This window comes from uncultured Nonlabens sp. (assembly GCF_947495285.1).
Taxonomy (GTDB): Bacteria; Bacteroidota; Bacteroidia; order Flavobacteriales; family Flavobacteriaceae; genus Nonlabens.
On record NZ_CANLXZ010000008.1, the window covers coordinates 57,750 to 81,384 of the forward strand.

General features: G+C 32.6%; 22 protein-coding genes. 6 read left to right on the top strand and 16 right to left on the bottom strand.

Annotated elements, in window-relative coordinates:
* The first annotated feature begins 52 nt into the window (after nt 1-52).
* Entirely contained in the window at nt 53-1,198 is a 1,146-nt protein-coding gene (locus tag Q0838_RS04820; RefSeq protein WP_298951949.1) for a PLP-dependent aspartate aminotransferase family protein, read from the top strand.
* A gap of 54 nt (nt 1,199-1,252) precedes the next feature.
* Here the strand turns inward: Q0838_RS04820 and Q0838_RS04825 are convergent, their stop codons facing one another.
* The 4 genes from Q0838_RS04825 to Q0838_RS04840 all read right to left on the bottom strand — a co-directional run bounded on the left by Q0838_RS04825 (nt 1,253) and on the right by Q0838_RS04840 (nt 5,351).
* Nucleotides 1,253-3,937, bottom strand: coding sequence for a hypothetical protein (locus Q0838_RS04825; protein ID WP_298951950.1), 2,685 nt, complete (start codon nt 3,935-3,937; stop codon nt 1,253-1,255).
* A 5-nt stretch (nt 3,938-3,942) separates the two neighbouring features.
* On the bottom strand, nt 3,943-4,647 hold the full coding sequence (locus tag Q0838_RS04830; protein ID WP_298951951.1) for a GLPGLI family protein: 705 nt from the start codon (nt 4,645-4,647) through the stop codon (nt 3,943-3,945).
* Nucleotides 4,648-4,654: 7 nt separating this feature from the next.
* On the bottom strand, nt 4,655-4,879 hold the full coding sequence (locus Q0838_RS04835) for a hypothetical protein (RefSeq protein WP_298951953.1): 225 nt from the start codon (nt 4,877-4,879) through the stop codon (nt 4,655-4,657).
* Between the two features lie 190 nt (nt 4,880-5,069).
* Nucleotides 5,070-5,351 (bottom strand): peptidoglycan-binding domain-containing protein, encoded by a 282-nt coding sequence (locus tag Q0838_RS04840; RefSeq protein ID WP_298951955.1) that lies wholly within the window; start codon nt 5,349-5,351, stop codon nt 5,070-5,072.
* A 278-nt stretch (nt 5,352-5,629) separates the two neighbouring features.
* On the opposite strand from Q0838_RS04840, the gene Q0838_RS04845 reads away from it, so the two are divergent.
* The 5 genes from Q0838_RS04845 (at nt 5,630) to Q0838_RS04865 (ending at nt 9,200) form a co-directional block, all read left to right on the top strand.
* Nucleotides 5,630-6,067, top strand: a complete 438-nt coding sequence (locus tag Q0838_RS04845) for a RimK/LysX family protein (RefSeq protein ID WP_298951956.1) — start codon at nt 5,630-5,632, stop codon at nt 6,065-6,067.
* Nucleotides 6,057-6,935: a 30S ribosomal protein S6--L-glutamate ligase gene (rimK, locus tag Q0838_RS04850; RefSeq protein WP_298951958.1), complete on the top strand. Its 879-nt coding sequence runs from the start codon at nt 6,057-6,059 to the stop codon at nt 6,933-6,935. Before Q0838_RS04845 ends, rimK begins: the two co-directional genes overlap by 11 nt.
* Nucleotides 6,928-7,887: a succinylglutamate desuccinylase/aspartoacylase family protein gene (locus tag Q0838_RS04855; protein ID WP_298951960.1), complete on the top strand. Its 960-nt coding sequence runs from the start codon at nt 6,928-6,930 to the stop codon at nt 7,885-7,887. Before rimK ends, Q0838_RS04855 begins: the two co-directional genes overlap by 8 nt.
* A complete protein-coding gene (locus Q0838_RS04860) occupies nt 7,880-8,461 on the top strand; it encodes a 5-formyltetrahydrofolate cyclo-ligase (protein WP_298951962.1) in 582 nt (193 codons plus the stop codon). Before Q0838_RS04855 ends, Q0838_RS04860 begins: the two co-directional genes overlap by 8 nt.
* Before the next feature lie 343 nt (nt 8,462-8,804).
* Nucleotides 8,805-9,200 carry a response regulator gene (locus tag Q0838_RS04865; protein ID WP_298951963.1) on the top strand — a complete coding sequence of 132 codons (396 nt, stop codon included), beginning with the start codon at nt 8,805-8,807 and terminating at the stop codon, nt 9,198-9,200.
* Here the strand turns inward: Q0838_RS04865 and Q0838_RS04870 are convergent, their stop codons facing one another.
* The 12 genes from Q0838_RS04870 to Q0838_RS04925 form a co-directional block, all read right to left on the bottom strand.
* Nucleotides 9,201-9,833, bottom strand: coding sequence for a lipoprotein signal peptidase (locus Q0838_RS04870; RefSeq protein WP_298951964.1), 633 nt, complete (start codon nt 9,831-9,833; stop codon nt 9,201-9,203).
* A 27-nt stretch (nt 9,834-9,860) separates the two neighbouring features.
* The gene (locus Q0838_RS04875) at nt 9,861-10,538 is read right to left on the bottom strand and encodes a hypothetical protein (protein WP_298951966.1); all 678 of its coding nucleotides are present in this window, start codon (nt 10,536-10,538) and stop codon (nt 9,861-9,863) included.
* A gap of 48 nt (nt 10,539-10,586) precedes the next feature.
* Nucleotides 10,587-10,973, bottom strand: coding sequence for a TraR/DksA C4-type zinc finger protein (locus Q0838_RS04880; RefSeq protein WP_298951968.1), 387 nt, complete (start codon nt 10,971-10,973; stop codon nt 10,587-10,589).
* A 3-nt stretch (nt 10,974-10,976) separates the two neighbouring features.
* The gene (gene ileS, locus Q0838_RS04885; RefSeq protein ID WP_298951969.1) at nt 10,977-14,384 is read right to left on the bottom strand and encodes an isoleucine--tRNA ligase; all 3,408 of its coding nucleotides are present in this window, start codon (nt 14,382-14,384) and stop codon (nt 10,977-10,979) included.
* A 107-nt stretch (nt 14,385-14,491) separates the two neighbouring features.
* The gene (locus Q0838_RS04890; RefSeq protein ID WP_298951970.1) at nt 14,492-15,541 is read right to left on the bottom strand and encodes an efflux RND transporter periplasmic adaptor subunit; all 1,050 of its coding nucleotides are present in this window, start codon (nt 15,539-15,541) and stop codon (nt 14,492-14,494) included.
* Nucleotides 15,542-15,544: 3 nt separating this feature from the next.
* The gene (locus tag Q0838_RS04895) at nt 15,545-16,768 is read right to left on the bottom strand and encodes an ABC transporter permease (RefSeq protein WP_298951972.1); all 1,224 of its coding nucleotides are present in this window, start codon (nt 16,766-16,768) and stop codon (nt 15,545-15,547) included.
* The gene (locus Q0838_RS04900; RefSeq protein WP_298951974.1) at nt 16,765-18,882 is read right to left on the bottom strand and encodes a cysteine peptidase family C39 domain-containing protein; all 2,118 of its coding nucleotides are present in this window, start codon (nt 18,880-18,882) and stop codon (nt 16,765-16,767) included. Before Q0838_RS04900 ends, Q0838_RS04895 begins: the two co-directional genes overlap by 4 nt.
* A gap of 56 nt (nt 18,883-18,938) precedes the next feature.
* The gene (locus tag Q0838_RS04905) at nt 18,939-19,487 is read right to left on the bottom strand and encodes a hypothetical protein (RefSeq protein WP_298951976.1); all 549 of its coding nucleotides are present in this window, start codon (nt 19,485-19,487) and stop codon (nt 18,939-18,941) included.
* A gap of 4 nt (nt 19,488-19,491) precedes the next feature.
* Nucleotides 19,492-20,211 carry a hypothetical protein gene (locus Q0838_RS04910; protein ID WP_298951977.1) on the bottom strand — a complete coding sequence of 240 codons (720 nt, stop codon included), beginning with the start codon at nt 20,209-20,211 and terminating at the stop codon, nt 19,492-19,494.
* 6 nt (nt 20,212-20,217) lie between these two features.
* Nucleotides 20,218-21,618, bottom strand: coding sequence for a hypothetical protein (locus Q0838_RS04915; protein ID WP_298951979.1), 1,401 nt, complete (start codon nt 21,616-21,618; stop codon nt 20,218-20,220).
* A gap of 282 nt (nt 21,619-21,900) precedes the next feature.
* A complete protein-coding gene (locus tag Q0838_RS04920; RefSeq protein ID WP_298951981.1) occupies nt 21,901-22,080 on the bottom strand; it encodes a hypothetical protein in 180 nt (59 codons plus the stop codon).
* A gap of 98 nt (nt 22,081-22,178) precedes the next feature.
* Entirely contained in the window at nt 22,179-23,579 is a 1,401-nt protein-coding gene (locus Q0838_RS04925; RefSeq protein ID WP_298951983.1) for a carboxypeptidase-like regulatory domain-containing protein, read from the bottom strand.
* Nucleotides 23,580-23,635: the final 56 nt, after the last annotated feature.

Here is a 23,635-nt window from a genome sequence, read left to right on the forward strand (position 1 = left end):
ACATGCCATTTTTAAAACTAGCTTTTACCTTTATACCGAAGAAAAGAAGGATATGAAATTTAATACCAAAACCATTCACGGCGGTCAGGAAAATATAGACCCTGCCTATAACTCTGTAATGCCACCTATATATCAAACCACTACTTTTAAACAAAGTACCCCACATGGGCATAAGGGTTTTGAATACTCACGTAGTGGCAACCCAACACGAGATGCCTTAGAAAAATCTATGGCTAGTCTAGAGAACGGCACTTATGGAATCACATTCGGTTCTGGTCTTGCCGCTATCGACGCGGTACTAAAATTATTAAAACCTGGTGATGAGGTAATTTCTACTAGCGATTTATATGGTGGTTCTTATCGATTATTCACACAGATCTTTCAAGATTTTGGTATCAAGTTCCATTTTATAGGAATGGAAAACGCTGCTAATATTGAGAATTATATTAATGAACAGACGCGACTGCTTTGGGTAGAAACGCCTACTAATCCTATGATGAGTATTATAGATATAGAAGCCGTTGCAAGAATATCTAAAAAGTATGAATTACTTCTAGCGGTAGATAACACCTTTGCAACTCCATATTTACAACAGCCATTAGATTTAGGAGCAGATATAATCATGCACAGCGCTACTAAATATTTAGGTGGTCATAGTGATGTTGTTATGGGCTCTCTAGTCGTAAATGATGAGGCGCTGGCTAAAAGATTGTACTTCATACAAAATGCAAGTGGGGCTGTTCCTGGACCGCAAGATTGTTTTTTAGTTTTGCGAGGTATTAAAACACTACATGTAAGAATGCAACGTCATTGTGAAAATGGTAAAGCAGTAGCTCACGCATTAAAATCAAATCCTCATGTTGATAAAGTGTACTGGCCAGGTTTTGAAGACCATCCTAATCATGAAATTGCTAGAAAGCAAATGAAGGATTATGGCGGTATGGTTTCCTTTAGCACAAAGGCTGGTACATTAGAAAGTGCAGTTAAGGTTGTGGAAAATTTAAAGGTGTTTACTTTAGGAGAATCATTGGGTGGTGTAGAGTCTCTAGCTGGCCACCCTGCAAGCATGACACATGCGAGTATACCTAAAAAAGATCGCGAGAAAACAGGTGTTGTAGATTCATTAATACGCCTGAGTGTTGGAATAGAAGATATCGTTGATTTATTAGAAGATCTGGAGCAAGCATTGCTTCAATAACTACTTCTTAATTAAAGGTTGTTTATAGTTCCGCTTTCGCGAAAGTGAATATTTTTAAAAATTGTAACTTGTTTTTAAAACAAACCTAAATGGTAGAATAAAGGTTTCGGTATCGTTAACTATAAAATCGGAAAAACTTGAATCTAATCTAGAGTTTACATTCAGTGCATTGTAAGCACTTAAGTTAAATGACCATTGTGATTTTTTAGGTCTATAATTAATATTAAAATTTAATACTCCATAACTTCTTTTGTTTTTTGTACTTAAATTTTCAAATAATGTTTGATTAAAGTCAATATTAGCAATCCATGAATCATTAAAGTCATATGATAATTCTATACTGAGAACAGAGTTCAAAAAACTATTTTCTCTAAAGCCTTTATAATCGGTGTAGCTTTGGTTAAATCCAATTTTAAAATTTATAAAGTCATTATAGTTTGAAATTGCTCTTAAATCATATTTCAGTCTATTTATTTCTAATTGTACTGTTTCTCCATTAATAATATCATTTGATAATGATATTTGATATGATGGTTTAGTAACAAATCTCCAGTTATTATTGAGAAAAGTAGAGCTAAAAGAAAGTCCAAAATTTTGATTGGGTTGATTAAGTAAGACATATCTAGAAATTTGGTCTATTTCTATAAATTCTCTTGAAGACGTAATGCTTTGATTTCTATAACTATAATTTATAGAGCTAAAAAATAAGTGTCCTACTTCTCTAGAACCGCTAGAGTAAGTCAATCTAGATCGATGTAAATATTGTTCTTCTAGAGATTCATTACCTTGAACGATGGAGTTATAATTGCCGAGTCTAAATCTGTTTGCCAGCACACTACTATTGGGTAAAAATGCTCTTGTTGAATAATTAAAATTAAGTTTTCTATTTTTTAAAAATGTAATCTTGTATTCTAATTTAGGTAAGAATCGAATCAAATTTTTAGATGTTGAATTATCTGAAAAATTATTGAATGAATAGTTATATTGATTTATCATAAAACCCAATCTTATAGAATGATTTCCTTTATTTTTATAATAGTCTAATCCAGTCCCATAGATTATGGAAGTAAAGTCTAAATCATTATTAAAATCATCATCTTGAAAAGAAAGGTAATTATCATTAAGTAACTCTCCATCTAATGAGGTGTAGTTTTCTTTTTTGTAATTAATTTGAAACTTCGGATTTAACTGGCTATAACGATTAATACTCCAATAGTAATCTAATTTAGAATCTATAGAATTGTTGTCGGTAATTCTATCTTGTCTTATGAAGAGATTGTTTGATGCTCCTTCATAGTTAATTAAGTTAGAGAAAACAGGTTGATTAAAATTCCAGTTATTACGAGTATCACTTTCACTTTTAGAAAGTACGGTCTCCCATTCTATAAATGATTTCTTACTCCATTGCGCATGGTGTGAAGATCTCAATTCAACAGAGTAGTTTTCAAAATCTCCATCTTTTATTATGAATCTGTTAGAAACATTAGAGTTTCTAGAGTCTACATTCAAATCACTATTAGAAAAAGAGTTGCGCAACAATGCGCTAAAATCCCAATAGTTTCTTACTGTCTTTCTGTATTGCCATTTTAATTTTGTTAAACCTAACAGAGCTTTTACGTTATCTCTAGATTCTACTTGCTCTTGGGTATTTTGTAATGGATAAAAACGACTTGTTAATGTGTTAAAAGAGGACTTATCATTGAGCCATACACTGTATGCTGTAATCGTAGACCTAGGACTCACCTCATTTACTACATTTACAGCGCCTACAACGTTGGTGTTTTTTTCAAAATCGTCTCTTCTTAAATAGGTTGATAAGTCTGAGTTTAGGAGTTCATAATATTTTTCAGAATTATTTAATAGTAAAGAGGTTCCACCTTCAAAATCAATATAATCTTCAACGGTAAAAACTCGTTTACCATCATTACTTGCACCACTGACAAGATTAATACCAAGTTTTTTTGAATAGTAAAACAAATTTGCATTTGTGTTATAATTTTCTTTATAACCTGAACCAAGTCCTATATCGCCAAAAACAAAGTTTTTTTTATCTTCTTTTAATTTGATGTTTAGCGCAATTTGCTCTGTTTCTTTTAATTGTTTCATAAATGGGATAGGATCATAATTTTGAATGATCTCGATCTCATCAATGACGTCAGCAGGAATATTGTTGACCCCTAGTTTTTCATCCCCAGAAAAGAACGTTTTACCATCTACCATAAGAGTGGTAACATCTTTACCACTTACTTGAACATTACCTCTAGAATCTACTTCTACACCTGGTAATTTTTCTAATATATCTCTTGCTTTACGCTCTTCTCCTGTAAGAAAATATTCTACTCTATAAGCAGTAGTATCTCCTTTTATGTTTATAGGAGCACGAGCCTTTATTAATATGCTGTCTAGAGATTCTGCGCTTTTTTTTAAGATGTAATCTATGCTTTTATTCTCGCTCCATTGTACCGTATCTGTTACTGTTATATATCCTATAGAACGTATAGTGATTAGATAACCCAACTCTTTTTTTAGATCTATTTTATATGCGCCATCAATATTTGCACTAGCATATTTAAAATCTTTATGGCCTATTCCTTTCGCTATTATGGTTGCAGAGGCTATGGATTCTCCTATGCTATCCAGAATAACTCCTTCTTGCTTTACCACAGACTGCCCACTGCATAAAAAAACCAGCAGTAATGCTGGTCCTGTTATAAATGATTTTATCAATATTCTGGGCATAAATATTACGATTTATTCTTTCTCCTCTTTTTGTCTAATCTTAATTTAGCTTCAATTTCTGAATCTGTGAAAGAAATTTTATCAATATTTGGAATGTTTAATTCACACTTATTATCTACCTCAATAGAAAGTGCATAGAACTCAAACACTTGATCATTATAACCTAATATGAGTCCTGGAAGTACTGTTGCATCTCGAAAACCTGAGTTGTAAGGTAATTCTGTAGTAAACCATACTTCTAACAACCGTGGTTTGAAATTAGGATTATTTGAGTACAAAGTTTTTGTAGCTTTTAAACATTGATAACCCAAAATTTTTCTATCTGAATCTACAATTTTCCAATCATTTTTATTATAATCTGCTACAATTAATCGATTCTTCTTCTTACTTAAACTTGCAGCTTCTTCATCCACAGTATACCACGTTTCCGCAGCTAATAGTGCTTCTGCTATAGGGTTATTAGTATTCAAGTCTGAATTACTTTTTTCCATTGACAAAAAAGAGATTCCATCACATATTTCTAATCGAGCTATGCTATTATTAATTATGTCAACGGCTGGTATTATATAGGTCTTAATAAAAGCATTTGATTTTCCTTTTTTATTTCCTTCTGTCAGATTGAATCCGCTGTAATCAACACTATAATTAGTGACAATTTGAGCTTGCAATGAATAACTTGTTAATAAAAATAAAAAAATAAAAAGCTTCATTGATAATTTATTTAACTTTTACCTCATCCAGCAATTGACCAGACTGACTTGAGCATGTTGTGAAAAATCGATCCCATGAATCGTCTAATGCTTCTTGACTTAAAGTTGGAGCACGCAAATGCATCTCATCAGTTATTTCATTTGCAAGTGTAAAACAATCAGTGCCTTCTTCAAATTCACTAAAACTCATTAAACCAAAAGCAATAGCACCGAATAAAAATAATTTCTTCATAATTAAAGTTTTTTAAATTAATTTAAGTGCTAAGTAAAGTAAAGTAGAGTAATTATGCAATTTATTTGTATTCTTTTTTAAAATGTTAATAAATCTTGGTAGAATAGAGGAGTTAATTGGTTTTGTGCAGCTATCTATTAATCAAAGCAGTCAAATGCTCACGAGTAGCTTTATCAAAAACGCCATTAATTTACATACTGCGATCAGTGCTCTGGAATTGCTTTAAGGCACTTTCAGTTTTAGGACCGAACATCCCGTTAGAAGTACCGCAATCATGACCTAGTTGTTTTAAAGTATCTTGTAAAAGAATTACTTCATTTCCTGAATCTCCTTTTTTGAGATTCTTTCTAGAAAATTTAATCGCGGCTACAATTCTAAGTCTTCTGAAGCTTAAAATACGATCAGAAGAATAAGCTGTAATAGAAACTGGATTCCCTAATTGCGTAAATTGAGTGAAAACTCTGATTTTCAAGATAATATATTGCGATTCAATTTTGGAATTACGGTAGATATTCCAGTCTTTAATTTATTACTGTCTGATAGTCATGAAGAAATAGATCTTTTTGAATAAAAAGAGAAGTGAGGATCTATTAAATAATTCTATTTATTTGATTTATTGATGAAATTATTTATGTTTTCTCGCTTTCGCGAAAGCGGAACAACTTTCAAAGAACACCTAATTATTTATGCTATGTACTTATTATATCGTGTAATAATTATGCATCTTTGCTTGAATAATTAAACACAAAATTGGCAACTAAAAAAACAATCATAGGTCGCACCGATCGTGCAGATTTCCCTAAATTACAGATAGAAGGGATAGATATCAAAATTGATACAGGAGCATATACCAGTAGTATTCACTGCAAGGATATAGAAGAGATAGATGGTGTTTTACACACCACGCTTCTAGATGTGGAGCATGAGCAATACCATGGTAAGCGATTAAGTTTTGAAGAATATAAAATTACTAGTGTACGCAGTAGTAATGGTAGTGTAGAAATGCGATATGAAGTTCAAGGAAATATTAGACTTTTTAAGAAACTCTATAAAATTTCTTTAACCCTAAGTAATCGTGAAGAAATGAAATATCCAGTTTTAATAGGCCGCAAATTTCTATCCCCTAAATTTATAGTAGATCCTGAGTTACAGGACGTTTCATATTTACAATCACAACATGAAGATTAATATCTTATCTCGTAGTACAAGTCTCTACAGTACCAAAAGACTCATAGAAGAGGCTAGAAAAGCTGGCCATATCGCAAAAGCAATAAATGTGCTCCATTGTGATATAAAACTAGAAAAGCAAAAACCTACCGTATATTATCATGGTGAACGTCTCGTTACACCAGACGCTATTATACCTCGTGTAGGTGCTAGTATTACTTTTTATGGTACGGCTATCGTTAGGCAATTTGAAATGATGGGTTGTTTCACGACGGTAAGCTCTATGGCACTGGTAAGAAGTAGAGATAAGTTGCAAAGTCTACAATTGCTTTCTAGAAGTGGTGTAGATATGCCTAAGACCGTGTTTACCAATTTTGGTGAGCATACTGATGATATTTGTAAACGTGTAGATGGCCCACCAGTAGTTATAAAAGTTCTTGAGGGTACTCAAGGTATAGGTGTTAATCTAGCAGAGACTATTGAGGCAGCAGACGCTATTATCGATGCTAATAACGAGTTGAAAACTCGTGTAATTATACAGGAGTTTATAAAAGAAGCTGGAGGTGCAGATTTGCGTGCCTTTGTCGTAGGAGACAAAGTAGTCGGTGCAATGAAAAGGCAAGCGCAAGAAGGTGAATTTAGATCTAACCTCCATAGAGGTGGTACTGCAAAGAGTATCACGTTATCAAAGCTAGAGGAAGAAACAGCTATAAGTGCAGCAAAATCTCTAGGGCTAGGTGTATGTGGTGTTGATTTATTACAAAGTAGTCGTGGACCATTAGTGTTAGAGGTGAATAGTTCTCCTGGACTAGAAGGAATAGAAGCGGCTACAAATAGGAATATTGCAGGAGAGATTATAAAATATATTGAAAAAGGTGTAAATGCTTAAAGAACTTAAGATATTTGATACTGTTATTGAGCCAGGAACTAGTTACAAGCTCAATTTTAATATGGCAAAACTTTACACCTCTACCAGTATTGAGGTGCCTGTTATTATTAATCGTAGTAAGAAAGCAGGTCCAGTGGTTCTAATCACTGGTGGTATTCACGGTGATGAAATTAACGGTATCGAGGTCGTGCGCCAGATGATCTCTAAGAATTTAAATAAACCAGCAATAGGTACGATAATTGCCATACCAGTATTAAACGTGTTTGGTTTCCTTAATGGGCAACGAGAATTTCCTGACGGTAGGGATTTAAATAGAGTTTTTCCTGGAACGAAGTCAGGCGCCCTGGCTAGTAGGTTTGCCTATCATATTACTAAGGAGATTTTACCAATAGTGGATTTAGTGATGGACTTTCACACAGGTGGAGCACAACGTTTTAACGCACCTCATTTAAGAGTATCCCAGCTAGAAGCGCAGTCGTGGGATCTGGCCAAAGTGTTTAATGCACCGTTTTTAATGCATGGTAGTAATATTAAAAAGACCTTTAGAGCGACTTGTTCTGGCCTGGATAAGAAATACTTACTTTTTGAAGGTGGTATGTCTGGTCATAGCGATAAGAAAGTAGTTTCTACCGCTGTAAACGGTGCTATGCGAGTGCTCGACCATTTAAAAATGTTAGATCCTAGTGTTCCAGTTCCCGTAGAAGAAAAAGAATCTGTAATTATTACCAGTTCAAAATGGATTAGAGCAAAATATTCTGGGCTACTACACCCCAAAGTTGAATGTGGTAAAAGAGTAGAAAAGGATGAGTTTATTGCTGTTATCACAGATCCTTATGGAGAGTTAAGATATAAAGTAAAAGCACCTCATGCTGGTTACGTCATTAATGTGAATTATAGTCCGCTAGTGTACCAGGGAGATGCTATATTTCATATATCTAAAGATGGTGAGTAAAAAAGAACTTAGAAAGAAGTACGCTCAACTCAGGAAAACACTTACTTCAGATCAAGTAGAAGAGTACAGTTTACAAATAGCAAATCAGGCATTGAAACTTGATATTTGGGAGTATTCTAATTACCATATTTTTCTTCCTATAGAACGTCATAATGAGGTTGATACAGAGTATTTATTACACATACTCCAGGGAAAGGATAAGAATATTATCATTTCTAAATCAAATTTTGATGATTTTTCAATGTCTCATTACTTGTTAACAGATCAGACTAAGATTATAAATAATGAATATGGAATTCCAGAACCTCATGAAGAAGGAATACGTATTACTGACCAGCAACTAGATGTTGTATTTGTGCCCTTATTAGCAGTAGATAAATTTGGCAATAGGGTAGGCTATGGAAAAGGGTTTTATGACAGATTTTTAAAGAAATGTAAACCAGGTATTTTAAAAGTAGGTTTATCTTTTTTCGAACCTTTGAATAATAAAATAGATGTAAATGATGAGGATATTAAGCTAGATTACATTGTAACAAATCAAAATGCGTTCAAAGTAGTTAGTAATCTTATTTGATAAATTTAAAAATTAGAGGTAAATTACCTAACGTCATTTCTAAGTAGTATCTTTTCAGATATATTATTTTACGTTATTAAAAACAGTTATTCATAAGTGTCTGGTAATCAACACTGAGGAAATGCTGATGTAATTATATTTCTGGTTAATGTTATCGATATAGATCTATATAACATTAATGTTAAGAATTTTGATACTTTTTAAATATTCCATTGATAGTTAGATGCGAGTATCATAGAATTGTATTTAATAAAGAATGGAGTAAAATATATAAATGGTAAAACTCGTATTAGGTAACGTAAAGCGGCAGTTTGTTCACTGTAAAATTTAATATTAAATAAAATTGATAAAGAAAGCTTGTATAATAGACGATGATAAACTGTATATCGGTTTAATCAAAATGCTGGTTAAAAAAAATAATCTTGCACAAGAGTTGCTTATTTTTGAGAATGGTGAACTAGCTTTTCAATTTTTTAGAGATCAGTTAGAAAAGCAAACTCCTGACTTACCACAGGTAGTCTTGCTAGATCTTAACATGCCCGTAATGGACGGTTGGGATTTTCTAGATGAGATGCAACCTTATGCAGTTAAAATAAAAGAGGAAGGTTTAAAAATTAACGTAGTAAGTTCTACCATAAATCCTGTTGAGATAGATATGGTGAATAGTAGTAATATCGTTAACTCCTTCATTACAAAGCCTATTGATAAGCAATCTATGATAAAAGCATTTTCTATTTAGTTAAGATGCAGTTTTTTTATCAGCATCTGGAAATGCTTTTTTACTAAAAATTACTAATAGAATCACCCCAACGGTAATAGCGCTGTCTGCGACGTTAAAAATTGCATTGAAGAACTTAAAATCCTCTCCTCCTACAAATGGTACCCATTGTGGCCAGTTTCCTTCAAATAATGGAAAATATAACATATCTACTACCTGACCGTATCCTAAACCTGCATAACCTCCAGCTTCTGGAAATGCTGTAGCTATGGCACCGTGATAACTGCCAGAGAAAATAACGCCGTAAAAAACAGAGTCTATAATATTACCTAATGCACCTGCAAAAATTAGTGAAATACATAAAATTAAGATCTTATGTCCGTGCTTTTTGATACTACTTACTAGCCAGTACCCTATACCGAAGACTGCAAAAACTCTAAAAACAACTAAGATTAATTTGCCATAATCACCTGGTATCTCCATTCCCCAAGCAGCTCCCGCATTCTCATAAAAAAGAAGTTTAAATTTACCCCAATCTACTATCGCTGGACTAGTACTGCCGGTTAACGTATAATTTAATTTTATATAAATTTTACTAGCTTGATCAATTATAAGGATCAATAGTATGATGAGTATAGCTTTTGTTAATTTCATTGAATCTTTTTCAGAGATGCTAAAATACTAATTAAAACGTTTGTTAAGCATGCTTATATTACCTGATACGGTTTCTATCCTAGCAAAATACTTTAATTTTAATGGTTTTTTAAATTCTTTTACCTTTCCCGATCGTGATGCACTAGTAATATTATAGTTTTTTAGGTTTGCATATATGCTGGCATAAACAGATATAAAACGTAAGTCACCCTGTAGTAGTTCTATTTTACAACTTCCAGACAGTTGATTTATGTATACGCTATTATAGGTTCCACTTATTTTTAAGTCGGCACTTTGTAGATTAATAACTAATTTTTTATTCTTAGGCAGTACGATTGTAGCCTCGCTGTCTATAACTTTGTGTACGCCTAGCTTGTCTCCAGGAAAAGAGAACGTGGGGAGAATAGGGTCTTTAATTATTAATGAATCATTTCTAATTATGCTAGATAAGACCACCGCATCTTTATATTCTCCATTTAGGGACGTCATTAATGTTACATCTTGTGAATTACCGGTTTTAATCTCTAGCTGCACATGTTGTTGTAGATGTATATCTATGGTGTTAAATGTAGCCAGATTATGACTGGTCGCATTTCTAGTAGTAGAAGTTGTTTGAGCATCCGCTTTCGCGAAAGCGAGAACTGCAACAATTATCATAAAACATAAAAACCTTTGTAAACTAGAACAAGTATAACTGTGATCCATATTTACAAAGGTTTAAAATAAATACTAGCATTGCGCCAGATGATGTAATTATTGCATGTTTTTAGCTTCGATACTTAACGTGGCGTGCGGTACTAACTCTAGACGTTTCTTATTGATTAGTTTTCCAGTTACCCTGCACACACCATAAGATTTATTCTCGATGCGTATTAATCCGTTTTTTAAATCGCGTATAAATTTTTCCTGACGTATAGCTAGTTGTGAGCTTGTTTCCTTACTCATTACTGCGCTTCCCTCATCAAATGCTTTAAACTGTGGTGCAGTGTCATCAGTTCCATTACTAGCACCATTCATATATGCACTTTTAATCAGTTCATACTGCTCTTGTGCTTCTTTAATTTTTGCATTAAGTAAGTCTTTAAAGTAAGCTAGGTCAGCATCGCTATATCTTAATTTTTCATCTGCATTTGTTCCCATATTCTATAATTTTATAACCTGTATTGAGGTCACAATGTCGTCAAATTCAACAAGCGTACCATTATCTACAGATTGTATTAACGTTAAATCATCTGCAAGGGTTTCATCTTTAATATACTGCTCGTTAGACGCAACCGCTCCATCAATTTCACTCTGTGATTGAATAGCTATTTTAATACGATCTGTTACCTCTAGTCCAGAGTCTTTTCTTATGTTTTGAATGCGATTCACAAGTTCTCGTGAAATCCCTTCCTTTTTAAGCTCGGGCGATATGGTTACATCTAGTGCAACCGTGATTCCAGATTGATTTGCTACTAGCCATCCTTCTATATCTGAAGATGTAATCTCTACGTCTTCAAGGGTCAATATAATTGCATTTCCATTTACTTCTACCTTTTTCTGACCAGTTTTTTCTAACAAAGCGATATCTTCTTGTTGAAAACTTTTTATCTTACCAGCTATTTGTCCCATCGCTTTACCAAAACGTGGCCCTAAAGCCTTAAAATTAGGCTTAATTTCTTTTACTAGAATACCGCTAGCGTCGTCTATTAATTCTACCTCTTTTACGTTTACCTCGCTCTTTACAAGATCTGCAATTGCCTCTATTTGCGCTTTATCTTTTGCATCTAGAACCGGTATCATAATGCGCTGTAAAGGCTGGCGTACTTTGATGCTTTCCTTTTTACGCAATGATAAAGTAAGACTAGATATCACTTGTGCTTTGTGCATTTTTTCTTCTAGAACTGCATCTATTAGTGACTCATCTGCTTTAGGGAATAATGCAAGGTGTACACTCTCACTAGCATCACTTTCACAAACACTAGTTAAATCGCGGTATAGTTGATCCATAAAGAATGGAGCAATAGGTGCGCCTAATTGTGCAACCGTTTTAAGGCAAGTATAAAGTGTCTGGTAAGCAGCAATTTTATCTTGTTCATAAGTTCCTTTCCAGAAACGTCTTCTACATAAACGTACGTACCAGTTACTTAAGTTCTCAGTCACAAAAGTGGTGATAGCTCTTGCAGCCTTTGTAGGTTCATAATCTTCATAGAAAGCAGTAGTTTCTTTTATCAAAGTATTTAACTCAGATAAAACCCAGCGGTCTATTTCTGGACGTTCTTCTAGTGGAATGTTAGCTTCACTATAAGTAAATCCATCCACGTTTGCATACAGACTGAAGAAAGAATACGTGTTATAAAGTGTACCGAAAAACTTGCGTTGCACCTCTGTGATACCGTCTAGGTCAAATTTAAGGTTGTCCCATGGGTTAGCATTACTTACCATATACCAGCGAGTAGCATCTGCTCCATATTTACCTAAAGTTTCAAAAGGATCTGCTGCGTTACCTAGACGTTTAGACATTTTCTGTCCGTTTTTATCTAGTACGAGCCCATTAGAAACTACATTTTTATAAGCCACATCATCGCTTATCATGGTAGCGATAGCGTGTAGTGTGTAGAACCATCCACGAGTTTGATCTACACCTTCGGCAATGAAATCTGCTTTTCTCAGTTGATTTTCTACTTGTTCTTTATTTTCAAAAGGATAGTGCCATTGAGAATAAGGCATAGAACCAGAGTCGAACCATACATCAATAAGGTCTGTCTCACGTGTTAGTTTCTCTCCATTTTTACCTACCAGATAAATGTCGTCTACCACGTTTTTATGAAGATCTACAAGATTGTAATTCTCTTCACTCATATCGCCAGTTTTAAAACCGGCAAAAGGATTAGAAGTCATGAATCCAGCTGCTATTGATTTCTCTATCTCTGCGGTAAGTTCTTCTATAGAACCTATAATCATTTCTTCAGTTCCAGTCTCATTTCTCCATATAGGTAGCGGGATTCCCCAGAAACGAGAACGAGATAAATTCCAGTCGTTTGCATTTGCTAGCCAGTTACCAAATCTTCCTTCTCCGGTAGATTTAGGTTTCCAGTTGATAGATTTATTCAGCTCGTGCATACGGTCTTTAAATTCCGTCACTTTAATGAACCAACTGTCTAGCGGATAGTATAAAACAGGCTTATCAGTTCTCCAGCAATGTGGGTAACTGTGGACATATTTTTCTACTTTAAAAGCACGATTCTGTTCTTTTAAAGCAATTGCGATATCTACATCTACAGAGCGTTCTGGCGCTTCTCCATCTGCAAAATATTCGTTCTTTACATACTTACCACCTACCTCAGGTAATTCATCTCTAAATTTTCCTTGAAGAGTTACCAGCGGTACTGGATTTTGATTTTCATCTAGAACCAGCATCGGTGGGATAGGTGGATTTGCCTGTTTAGAAACCAGTGCATCGTCTGCACCAAATGTAGGTGCTGTGTGTACGATTCCTGTACCGTCCTCAGTAGTTACAAAGTCTCCTGCGATCACTCTGTAAGCATCTTGCGCGTTTTCATACGGTTGTGCATAAGGCAACAACTGCTCGTATCTTAAATTTACCAGATCAGTTCCTTTACAAGAACCTAATAACTGATAAGGGATTTTTTTATCTCCTAATTTGTATTCTAGTTTCGCTTTCGCGAAAGCGTTACCTTCTAAAAGCTCATACTTTTTACCAAACTGGTAGCTCACTAATTTCTCAGCAAGAATCACCTGCATAGATTCTCCAGTATATTGGTTAAAAGTCTCAGCTAGTACATAATCGATTTTAGGACCTACAGTAAGTGCAGTGTTAGATGGTAGTGTCCATGGCGTAGTAGTCCAAGCTAGGAAAAACACATCTCCATTGTTTTCAAATGGTAATTTTGATGGATCCTCAACTTTAAACTGTGCTGTTACTGTGGTGTCTGTAACATCTTGATACGTTCCAGGCTGGTTCAACTCGTGCGAGCTTAATCCTGTACCTGCAGCTGGAGAATAGGGCTGTATTGTATATCCTTTATAAAGTAAATCTTTAGAATAGATTTCTTTTAATAGCCACCATACAGACTCCATGTATTTAGATTTATAAGTAATATATGGATCTTCCATATCTACCCAATAGCCCATGTCATCAGTAAGCTTGCTCCAGATGTCGGTGTATTTTAATACCGCATCTTTACATGCCTGGTTATACTCTTCTACAGATATTTTAGTACCTATGTCTTCCTTAGTAATTGCTAGTGCTTTTTCTACACCTAGTTCTACAGGTAGGCCGTGAGTATCCCATCCAGCTTTACGGTTAACTTGGTATCCTTGTTGGGTTTTAAAACGACAGAATAAATCCTTGATTGTACGTCCCATAACGTGGTGAATACCAGGTAAACCATTTGCAGACGGTGGTCCTTCAAAGAAAATAAAAGGTTCATTTCCTTCACGAGTCGTCATGGACTTGTTAAAAATGTCGTTTTCCTTCCAGAAGTTTTTGATGCGTTCATCTACTTCAGGTAGGTTCAATCCTTTGTATTCGTTGAATTTCTTACTCATTACACTGGTGTTTTAAAGCTGGCAAAAGTACGTAATTTTGCGCATTATTTTCGACGTAGAAAATAGACTTAAAAGTCGTGCTTGATAAAAGTGAAGTAATAATTATCTTACTGTATCTTTATTTTGTCCGTAAGTTTTAATCCAGTTTTAATTTCAGTAAAAATACCGTCAGACATTCCTGTTTCAATTTCAATTTCTTTAATAGATTGTTGCTTATCAACTAATTCTACATAGCTTTTTCTCCGTCTATAAATGATGTTTTTTTCCTTGATACTCAAGGATTTTTTAACACTTGCGGTTTCAAACTCTGCAAGACCTGTAAACCCTGGTCTGATACCAGAAATTGAATCTAAAACTATAGCTTTAACATTATAATCCACTAATTCATCTGGTTTGATTACAGGGATAATTTCTTCGATTTGTGCCTTTATGACACTATTATCTAGCGCTTTTATAACAATCTTGAAATCAGAGCCTACTTCCAGTTTGTTGATATCTAATTCAGAAACTGTAAAATAAAAATAATATGATGAATCGTCAATTATTATTGCAATCGTTGTTCCATCATTGAAGGTATTGCGTTCAGTAACTTGTTTGCCATTTTTAACTAATACTTGTAAAACTCTGCCTTGAGTTTTTGAAATAATAAAATTAGGAGCGTTTTTTGACTTTTTAACGTATCCGTTTCTGGCAATTTCTAAGTTGTTTATTGCTGTTTGATATTCTATCCTAGACATATCTAAAGCTAACTGAGTAATCTCAAACGCTTGCCTTGCGATAACACCTTTGCTAAAAAGCTGCTCGTTCCTGCCATGGTCAATTTTCTTTTGATTCAAATCTGCACGAGTAATTTGAACAGATCTTTTTGCATCTTGAATAATATTAGGGTTTTGAATAATTTTCACCTTTGCTATTGGAGAACCTATCTCAACCTTTTGGTTGTTTTTAACATAAATAGTGTCAACTACTCCTGGAATTTCTGAAGCTATTTTTACAATTTCTGATGGTTTAAAATTACCTATATAAAAATCAGTTTTTGATATATTTCTTAATTTGGGTTTTTCTGTAGGGATATTTTTACCATTATCATTGGTTATAATAAAAGCAGCTCCTGCAAGTATTAATAATACAATTATGAAACCTAGTGTTTTATTCATATTTTAATTATTTAATGCTCTTAATGCTTCAACAGGAAGTACATTAGATGCTTTTCTAGCTGGAATTATCCCAGCTATAGATCCTGATATCATTAAAAGTAAAATTCCAAAAATGACTATATAGGGACTGATCGTTAATTCAAGAAATTCATTTGTACTTGTTATACTAAGATAAGTATTAATAAGAAGCACTACAAAATAGCCGAGAATCATTCCTAATATCCCTGAAAGTAATGTAATTATAAGAGCTTCATAAAGCACCATTTTTTGTATAGAAATGGGTGTTGCTCCTAATGATTTTCTAATACCAAACTCTCCAGTTCTTTCGGTTACAATTATAGTCATCACATTGTAAATGCTTAACATTCCACTTACTAAAAATGAAATTCCTATAAACCATAAAAACAAATTAATCGCCTTAAATACAGTATTGAAGGTTTCTAAAATAGCGGCTGGATGGTCAAGGTATAATGCTGTTTTATCGTTAGAATGAATTCCTTTAATTTTTTTAAGGTATGTTTTCAACGTTTTTGTAAAAGATTCCGTATTAGTTTTTTGACTCATAGAAAGTACAAAATTATCAAAATTTCTATTCTCATTTAATGCAATAGCAACTTCATAAGGCATAAATACATGGAGTCCAGTATTGCTCATAAAATTATCTTCCTCAAGCACACCGACAACTTTGTACCCTCTATTATCTATAATAAGTATTCTTCCTACTGCATTTGAATTATTAAACATAGATGTTGCAATATTATGTCCCACGACTATTACATGTTCATTTACATCTTTATAGTTATAGAATCTCCCATGTTTTAGGTTCAATGTTTTTATTTTAAAATAATCGTGCTCTACTCCATAAAGTGTAAATCTTTGGGTAGTATTTAAATCAGAAGATAGCTGTTTACCTGATACATTTATAACAGGAGATAAATATTCTATCTCGTTAAAATTGCGCTTTAATTGAGAGGTAGTAACCTCATTAAAATCCACATAATCGCCCTTAGTTACTCCCAAGCTTGATATAGAAATTTGCCCTGCGTACACATCGATAGAATTTATCGTAAACTGTGAGAGCGATTTTGTTATTCCATTTTGAAGGCCATTGCCAGTTGCGGTTAAAAGAATTAAGATAAATATACCCCAGGCAACAGTTATTCCTGAGTTTTTACTTTTATCAAAATTAGAATAAGCCACTTGTATGATTTCTTTAATTTCTATCATATAGATCTATTCAAAGAAATAATCTTATCTCTTAATTCATAAACTGTACTGTTGTTTTTTTCTACAATACGATCATCATGAGTTATAAATAAAATAATCATATTTTTTTTTATGGAGTCCAGTAATTTCAACACTTTCAGTTGACTTAAACTGTCTAAAGACGAAGTTGCCTCGTCTAAAATTAATAATTTAGGTCTATGTATTAAGGCTCTAGCAATAGCTATAAATTGCTTCTCGCCGCCAGATGGCGTTACACCTTCTTCTCCTAGAATAGTGTTATAATCATCTTTAAATTTATTGAAAAATGAAGCCAAACCTAATTCGTTCTCGCAATAATCTATAACTATTTCTATATCTAGACCTAGCGTTAGATTGTAATATAAACTTTCATTATATATTTTAATGTCTTGCGGCACATAAGATACATAACTTAACCACTTCTTATTATCTATGTTTTTAAGGTTAACGTCATTATTAATCATAATAGTGCCCTCAACAGGGTTATAAAATTTGAGTAATAATTGTGCCAGTGTACTTTTACCGCTACCACTAGAACCCATTAAATAATGTATTTGCCCTTTTTTAAATGATAAATCACTTTTCTCTATAATTAATGATTGCCCAGGATATGCAAAGACTACGTTATTAATAGAAATAGAGTATATCTGATCTATTGAAGTGTTTTGATCCGTTTGAATTTCGGTTTCTAAGGTCGTTCCTCTTTGTACAAAATCAAACATGCGCTGTAAAGCTATTTTACTTTCTAGGATTTCAAAGTTAAGCTGTACTATACCTTCAACGCCACCTACTACCATCGTAACTAATGAGATAATAGCAATTAGATCACCTGTTTCTATAGCGCGATCATAGACTTGCAATACTGCATAAGCAATAGCTACTCCAGTAATAATAGTGCCTGAAATAGTCACTAAAAGCGCCTGTGAAATATCTTTATGTACTAGTTCCAGAATGGATTTTTGAAAGGCTTTATAATAGTCAACCGTTTTACTAAAGAAAATAGGCTCTTTATTATATACTTTAATGGTATTTATACCGCTTATAGTATCTATATAATTAGACTCTACAACAGCATATTTAGAAAACATACGTTGCTGCAATCTTTTAACAGTAGGAATATACAACCATACAGATAATAGCAATACTGGAAACGATGCTGTTACTAACCAGCCTACTGCTGTAGAATAAGAAAACAAAAATATAAGTGCTACGACTAAGGTGAAAAACTCAATAAAGGAGTCTGCAATAATGGTTTTTACATTGCGTTGTATGCGCTGTGTATCGTTCATTCTGGCAATCATATCGCCTTTCTTTTTACTATCAAAAAAAAGTTTAGGCATGCGCAATAATCGTTTAAAAAAGAAGTCAAAAACCCTAATATTAAAACGATATGCTTGATTTAATAACACCTTAGAACGCACAAAACTCAAAATGAGAATAGTAATTAAAAGCAAAAACCATATCGTTAACGTCTTAAACAACAACCCTATATCACGTGATGGTAAAACTACATCTATAAGTTTTTCTGTAAAAACCAAGGTGCTCATGCTTAGTAAAGAGATCATAACTCCTATAAAAACCGCTGCAATATAAAAGCTTTGATCTTGTTTAATCATACTCATTACCCAAAAAAAGTGCTCGTATTTAGATACAGACTTGGTAACCAGTCGCTCTGTTTTATTAAAAACAAGAATATTACCACTTTTCCAGAGTTTTTCTAACTGGTTTGTACTGTAGTAAGCCATTCCATAACCAGGATCTGCTATTATGAAACCTTTCTTTTTATTATAGCCAAAACACAACACGTAGTGCAACATTCCATCATTTTCTATATGTAATATATATGGAGTCTCTAGCTTTATAATATCTTCTATAGAAGCATTATAGGCAATAGCTTCTATACCTAGCTTTTCACTAGCCTGGATTAATCCTAGGAAAGAAGTGCCTTTTTCATTTGTACCACTTAATTCTTTGAGATACTCTAGATTTTCATCACTACTATAATACCGCAGTACCATTTTAAGACATGCACAACCGCAATCCTTTTGATCCTGTTGTAAAACAAGGTGTTTTTTATAGCTATAAGTTTTAAACATTTTTATTTTGAAAGTAGTTTATTTCGCTTTCGCGAAAGCGATAATACAACCAACTCTTACTCCATTTGAGCACCTTTAATATATTTAATAAGTAGAGGTGCAGGCAACTGGTCGTTAATCGTTTTTACTAATTCTTGCTTTTTATCGTAAATGAAATAGGTAGGTGTGCCAGCTTCTTTAAAAAGTGTAAAAAACTGATCTGAATCGCATTGTAGAAACGATACATTAGAAACCTTATCCAGCTCATGTCGCTCTTTATAATCTATCATATTATCCCATGAGGCAGGACTTGTAAATATGACTTGTGAAGATGCATGAAGCTTTGCAAATGTTTTAAAAAAGGCACCAGACTTCTCACAAAGACCACAGTCTGGATCAAAGTAAACAAGAATTAAATTACGCTGCTTATCAAGATCATATTTAGAAAAAGGAGTACCATCTTGTTGTAAAAATTCAAACAAGGGTATTTGATTGTTTAATGACGTAATATCGCTTTCTTCTTTGACTATTTCATGATTCTCTTTAACATCTTGTGCTTTTAAAGTTACAATCATTATTACCGATAGAAGTAGTGACGCAATGATTACTACATAGATTTTGCGCATCATTTTAAAAAAGGTCAAACAAATACCAGAAAATGGTGTTGTAAAAAATAAATACAATAAGGTATGCGAGATACGAATACCCTATCAATTGTAACGCAGTAAATTGTTTGTAGAGCAATCGCAGTAATAAACCTACTAGTAAAGGGAATAAGATATAAACCCAACTGGTCTCTGCTACAATATTCCACAGCCATGCTGGGACATTCTCTTTTTCAAACCAACTGGACATTTGAAAATAATTATCAAAATGCCTTATGTCTTCCATTTTATAATCACTTTTAAAGATGACAAAATAAATGGTTGCTAATAGCTCTGGAATGTAAAAAACTAGAAAACTAGTTAAAGTGACTTTTAATAAACTTGCGTATTTAATAATGTTTAATCGTTCATGAAACAATATCAATACCAGATAAGTACAACTATATCCTACCACTACTAGTAATAAAGGTATAAAAATAAACAAGGCATCTACATAAAGCTCATCCCAACCGTAAGAGGTTTCTTCTACATCTTGTTCAAAGGCAGCAAGCTCTTCCTCAAACTCGCTGAGGTCTATATCTAGATCTTGATACTCATCATACTTTGCCTCATATTTTTCATCTAGAAATTCTTGATATACTTGATCGTTTAATACTACGTCTGTACTTAGATAGGACAGTATAAAACATAAAATTGCAACCATTAATGCTATTAAAAGCACGTGGCTTTTTAAAAATCGAGTCATGTGTAGTTAATTTTTCTCAAATTGTTCTTTAAGGCTCATCTTTTTTTCTAGGTCTTTAATCATTTTTGCTTCTTCTTCGGTTTCCAATAGGACATTGTAATTTTTCCAAAATTCTGGGTTGTATTTATTTTTATTAAATAATACGTTATTGTTAATATTCAGGTCTTTTTTGTTTACAGTAACCTCATTACTTTCTAACACGGTTTCTGATAATAAAATTTCAATTTTATTATAGTAATATTGATCATTTTTATTTTTGTCGGTTGACGATAATGTTGCGTTGTGCCACAAAGGGCTCCAATAAGAAATATAGTATGGATACATTCTTTCATGAAGCTCTTTAAATTTAATTTTGTATTGTAGAGATATTTTAGAACCATTAATTTTTTCAAATGTTTGAACAAAATTTTTGGAGGGATTGATAATAAGAGTGTATTCCATCTCTAAAATAGCATAATTATTTGCATTAACATAAATATAGCCAAACGGAAGCATAGAATCACCCCATTTTGGTACAACTTTTGAAGGTGGTGTTGTGGGTAGAATTTTGATTTTATATATTGTATTGTCTTCACTATGTATAACACTGTCTAACTTAAAACTATGTTGATTAATAAAATTATTATTTTTTAAATTTATTTTACCTTTTTTATTTGTTTTTGGTTTAATAATACGAGTGTCAAAAAGGTTTAAGCCCTCAAAATTCCGTTGATCATAAACTCTAATTATTTCATTCCATTGGGCTTTACTATAAAACTCATTTTCTTTTAAGGCCTTTTTTCTGCTTCTCTTAAATGAGTATTCCCTTGTTTTTCTAAGATGCTGTGATAGTATAAATATAGAATCTAACTCTCTAAAGTCTAAACTTTTTCTAGTTTCTAAAAAATCAACCGAAATGTTTTGTGAGGGAAAATTAAAACCTGGGTCACATATTTTTATAGCGGCTTCACTAAGGAATCTGAACTCATTTTTAGTTCGTTCAGTATACCTCAAGAAACCAGTTGTAGCAAAAGGTTTTGACGGGAAATTGTCATAATAATTTAACAATACATTTTCTATAATTTTTTTAGGGTTCTTTAACAAAGGTTTCAAAACTACAGATTCTAAAAGAGTTGACTCTCGAACCATAATAACGGTTTTATTTTTTTTCGAAAGGTCGCTTAGACTTGTGATATATGTTTTAAATCCTATATAACTGAATGAAATTTTTGTGTTGTTACTCAGCCTATTAACTGGAAGGATAACTTTGCCATCTGAGTTTGAAATTAATGTTAGATTCAGATCTTTAACGTATATATGTACAGATTCCATAGAGTTGCCATTTGCGTCTATGATTTTTAACTCAAAATCAGAATACTCGGAAAGACAAGTCAATAAACACAGTAAAATAGCGTAAAATGTTTTCATATCATTTTAAAAAAAAAAGTTTAAAAAGGTTTCACTTATAATCGTAACCTTTTTAAACTCTATAGTGTTATTAAAATAATTAACTATGTGGATTTAGGACAGACACACCATTCCTTGAGCAGCGAGCTTCACCTAATTTTCTTATTTGTTTATTAATTCTTCTTGTTCTTCTATCCGTTACTTCTCGATCACCTAATCTGTCTAATCTTGCATTGATTCTACTACAGTAATCTCCACCTATTATTTCGCTTAGCGTATTAAGTTCTATAGATTTCATATTTCTTAACCTTTAATAAATCCTGGGCATTTTGCATCTGCCGCTTTTTGTTGTTGTTTGTATATTCTATCGGCTCTTCTGATAGTTTGTGTTCTAGCTTGCAAGCGTGCCAAACGAGCTGTTAATCTTGAACATTTGTCACCACCCATTACACTACTACTTTCATTTAAACTTAACGTTTTCATAAATAATATATTTTGATTAGTTGCTAGACATTTTGTCTAGCTTTCTCTACAAATCAAAAAAAAAAAACGAGGCTCGCAAGTTTGATGTCAATTGATTTTTAATTTTTCTCAAATTGTTCTTTAAGGCTCATCTTTTTTTCTAGGTCTTTAATCATTTTTGCTTCTTCTTCTGTCTCTAGTAAAATGTTATAGTTTTTCCAGAATTCAGCATTATAAGGTCGTTTTTCGAATAAACCATTGTTTTTAGAACTTTTCATTTTCGTTTCGATAACATCTTCATTGGTAACATAGTTGCTAAATAGTATTTCTTGTTTGGTCAAATTAAAATTATCTTTTAAATTGTTTTCCAAATAATTTTCAGTGGCTTCTGTTCCTATTATTTTTGGTTCAGTTTTCGAGATATATGTCAAAAACATCTTGTCGTAATAAGATTTAAATTTGTAATTTAAAGTATATAGTATCTCCGTACCAGTGAAAATGCGCATACTTTCTCTACGTTTTTCACTTCCAATTAAAGAGTAGGTTAACTCTTTGATTGCAAAATTATCAGCATATATGTATATCCATCCAATAGGTAAATAATTATCTTTTAGTAAGTTATTCAATCTTTTATTTTTTGAAGATGGTAGTATTTTTATTTTATAAAGAAATCTATCATTTTGAGTTACCATTGAGTCCAATTTAAAAGTATGCTTTTCCTTAAAATCATCGTCTAAAATGGCATTTTTTTCATAAGCGTATCTAATCAAATTTTGATTTGATTTTAAGAGGAGTTCCAAAGAACTTTTTTGATTATCTAGGTAATTTAAAGCTTTTGTAAACTCAAGATCAGAGTAATCTTTTCTTTGAGCACTTTTCAAAGCTTTTTTAAATCGAAAACCTTTATTCGTTGTTAAATATTTGGTGTACAAGTATGTAGAGTCTAAATCTCTGTTGTCAATACTTTTTCTTAATTCATCTATACTAATTTGAATGTTGTTAGTATCAGTCAAGTAGCCTTCATCATAAACTGATATAGCGGCTTCAATTAGCCATTTCACTTGATTTGACGATTTCTCGGTGTGTCTTAAAAATCCTTCGGCTATATATGGATTTGTTATCAAATTGTTTTTCATGTTATTGATAGCAAAATCAATAACTTCATCTGCATTGTATTCTTTTCTTTCTTCTAAGAGTATCGCATCCAGCTGAATAATTTGTGGCTCAAGTTTTAATTTTAAATTAGTAAATTTCTTTAATGAGTCTATTCTTAGATAATAATTTTTATAGCCAATGTATGAGAAAACAAGCACTGAATATTTTGGATCATTGGGTGTAATTATCTCAAAGCCACCATTTGAATTTGATATTGTTCCTAAATTTACATTTTGAAAGGAAATATTTACATTAGCTATTGGAATATCATTATTACTACTGGTTATTGTTCCACTTATTATACGCTGACTGTATACGGACGTAGTTGTCAATAAAAACAAAATTATAATTTGTATGTTTTTCATATTTTTAAAATAAATAAAGCTGGTCTTTAATTAAACCAGCTTTATAAGCTTATAAA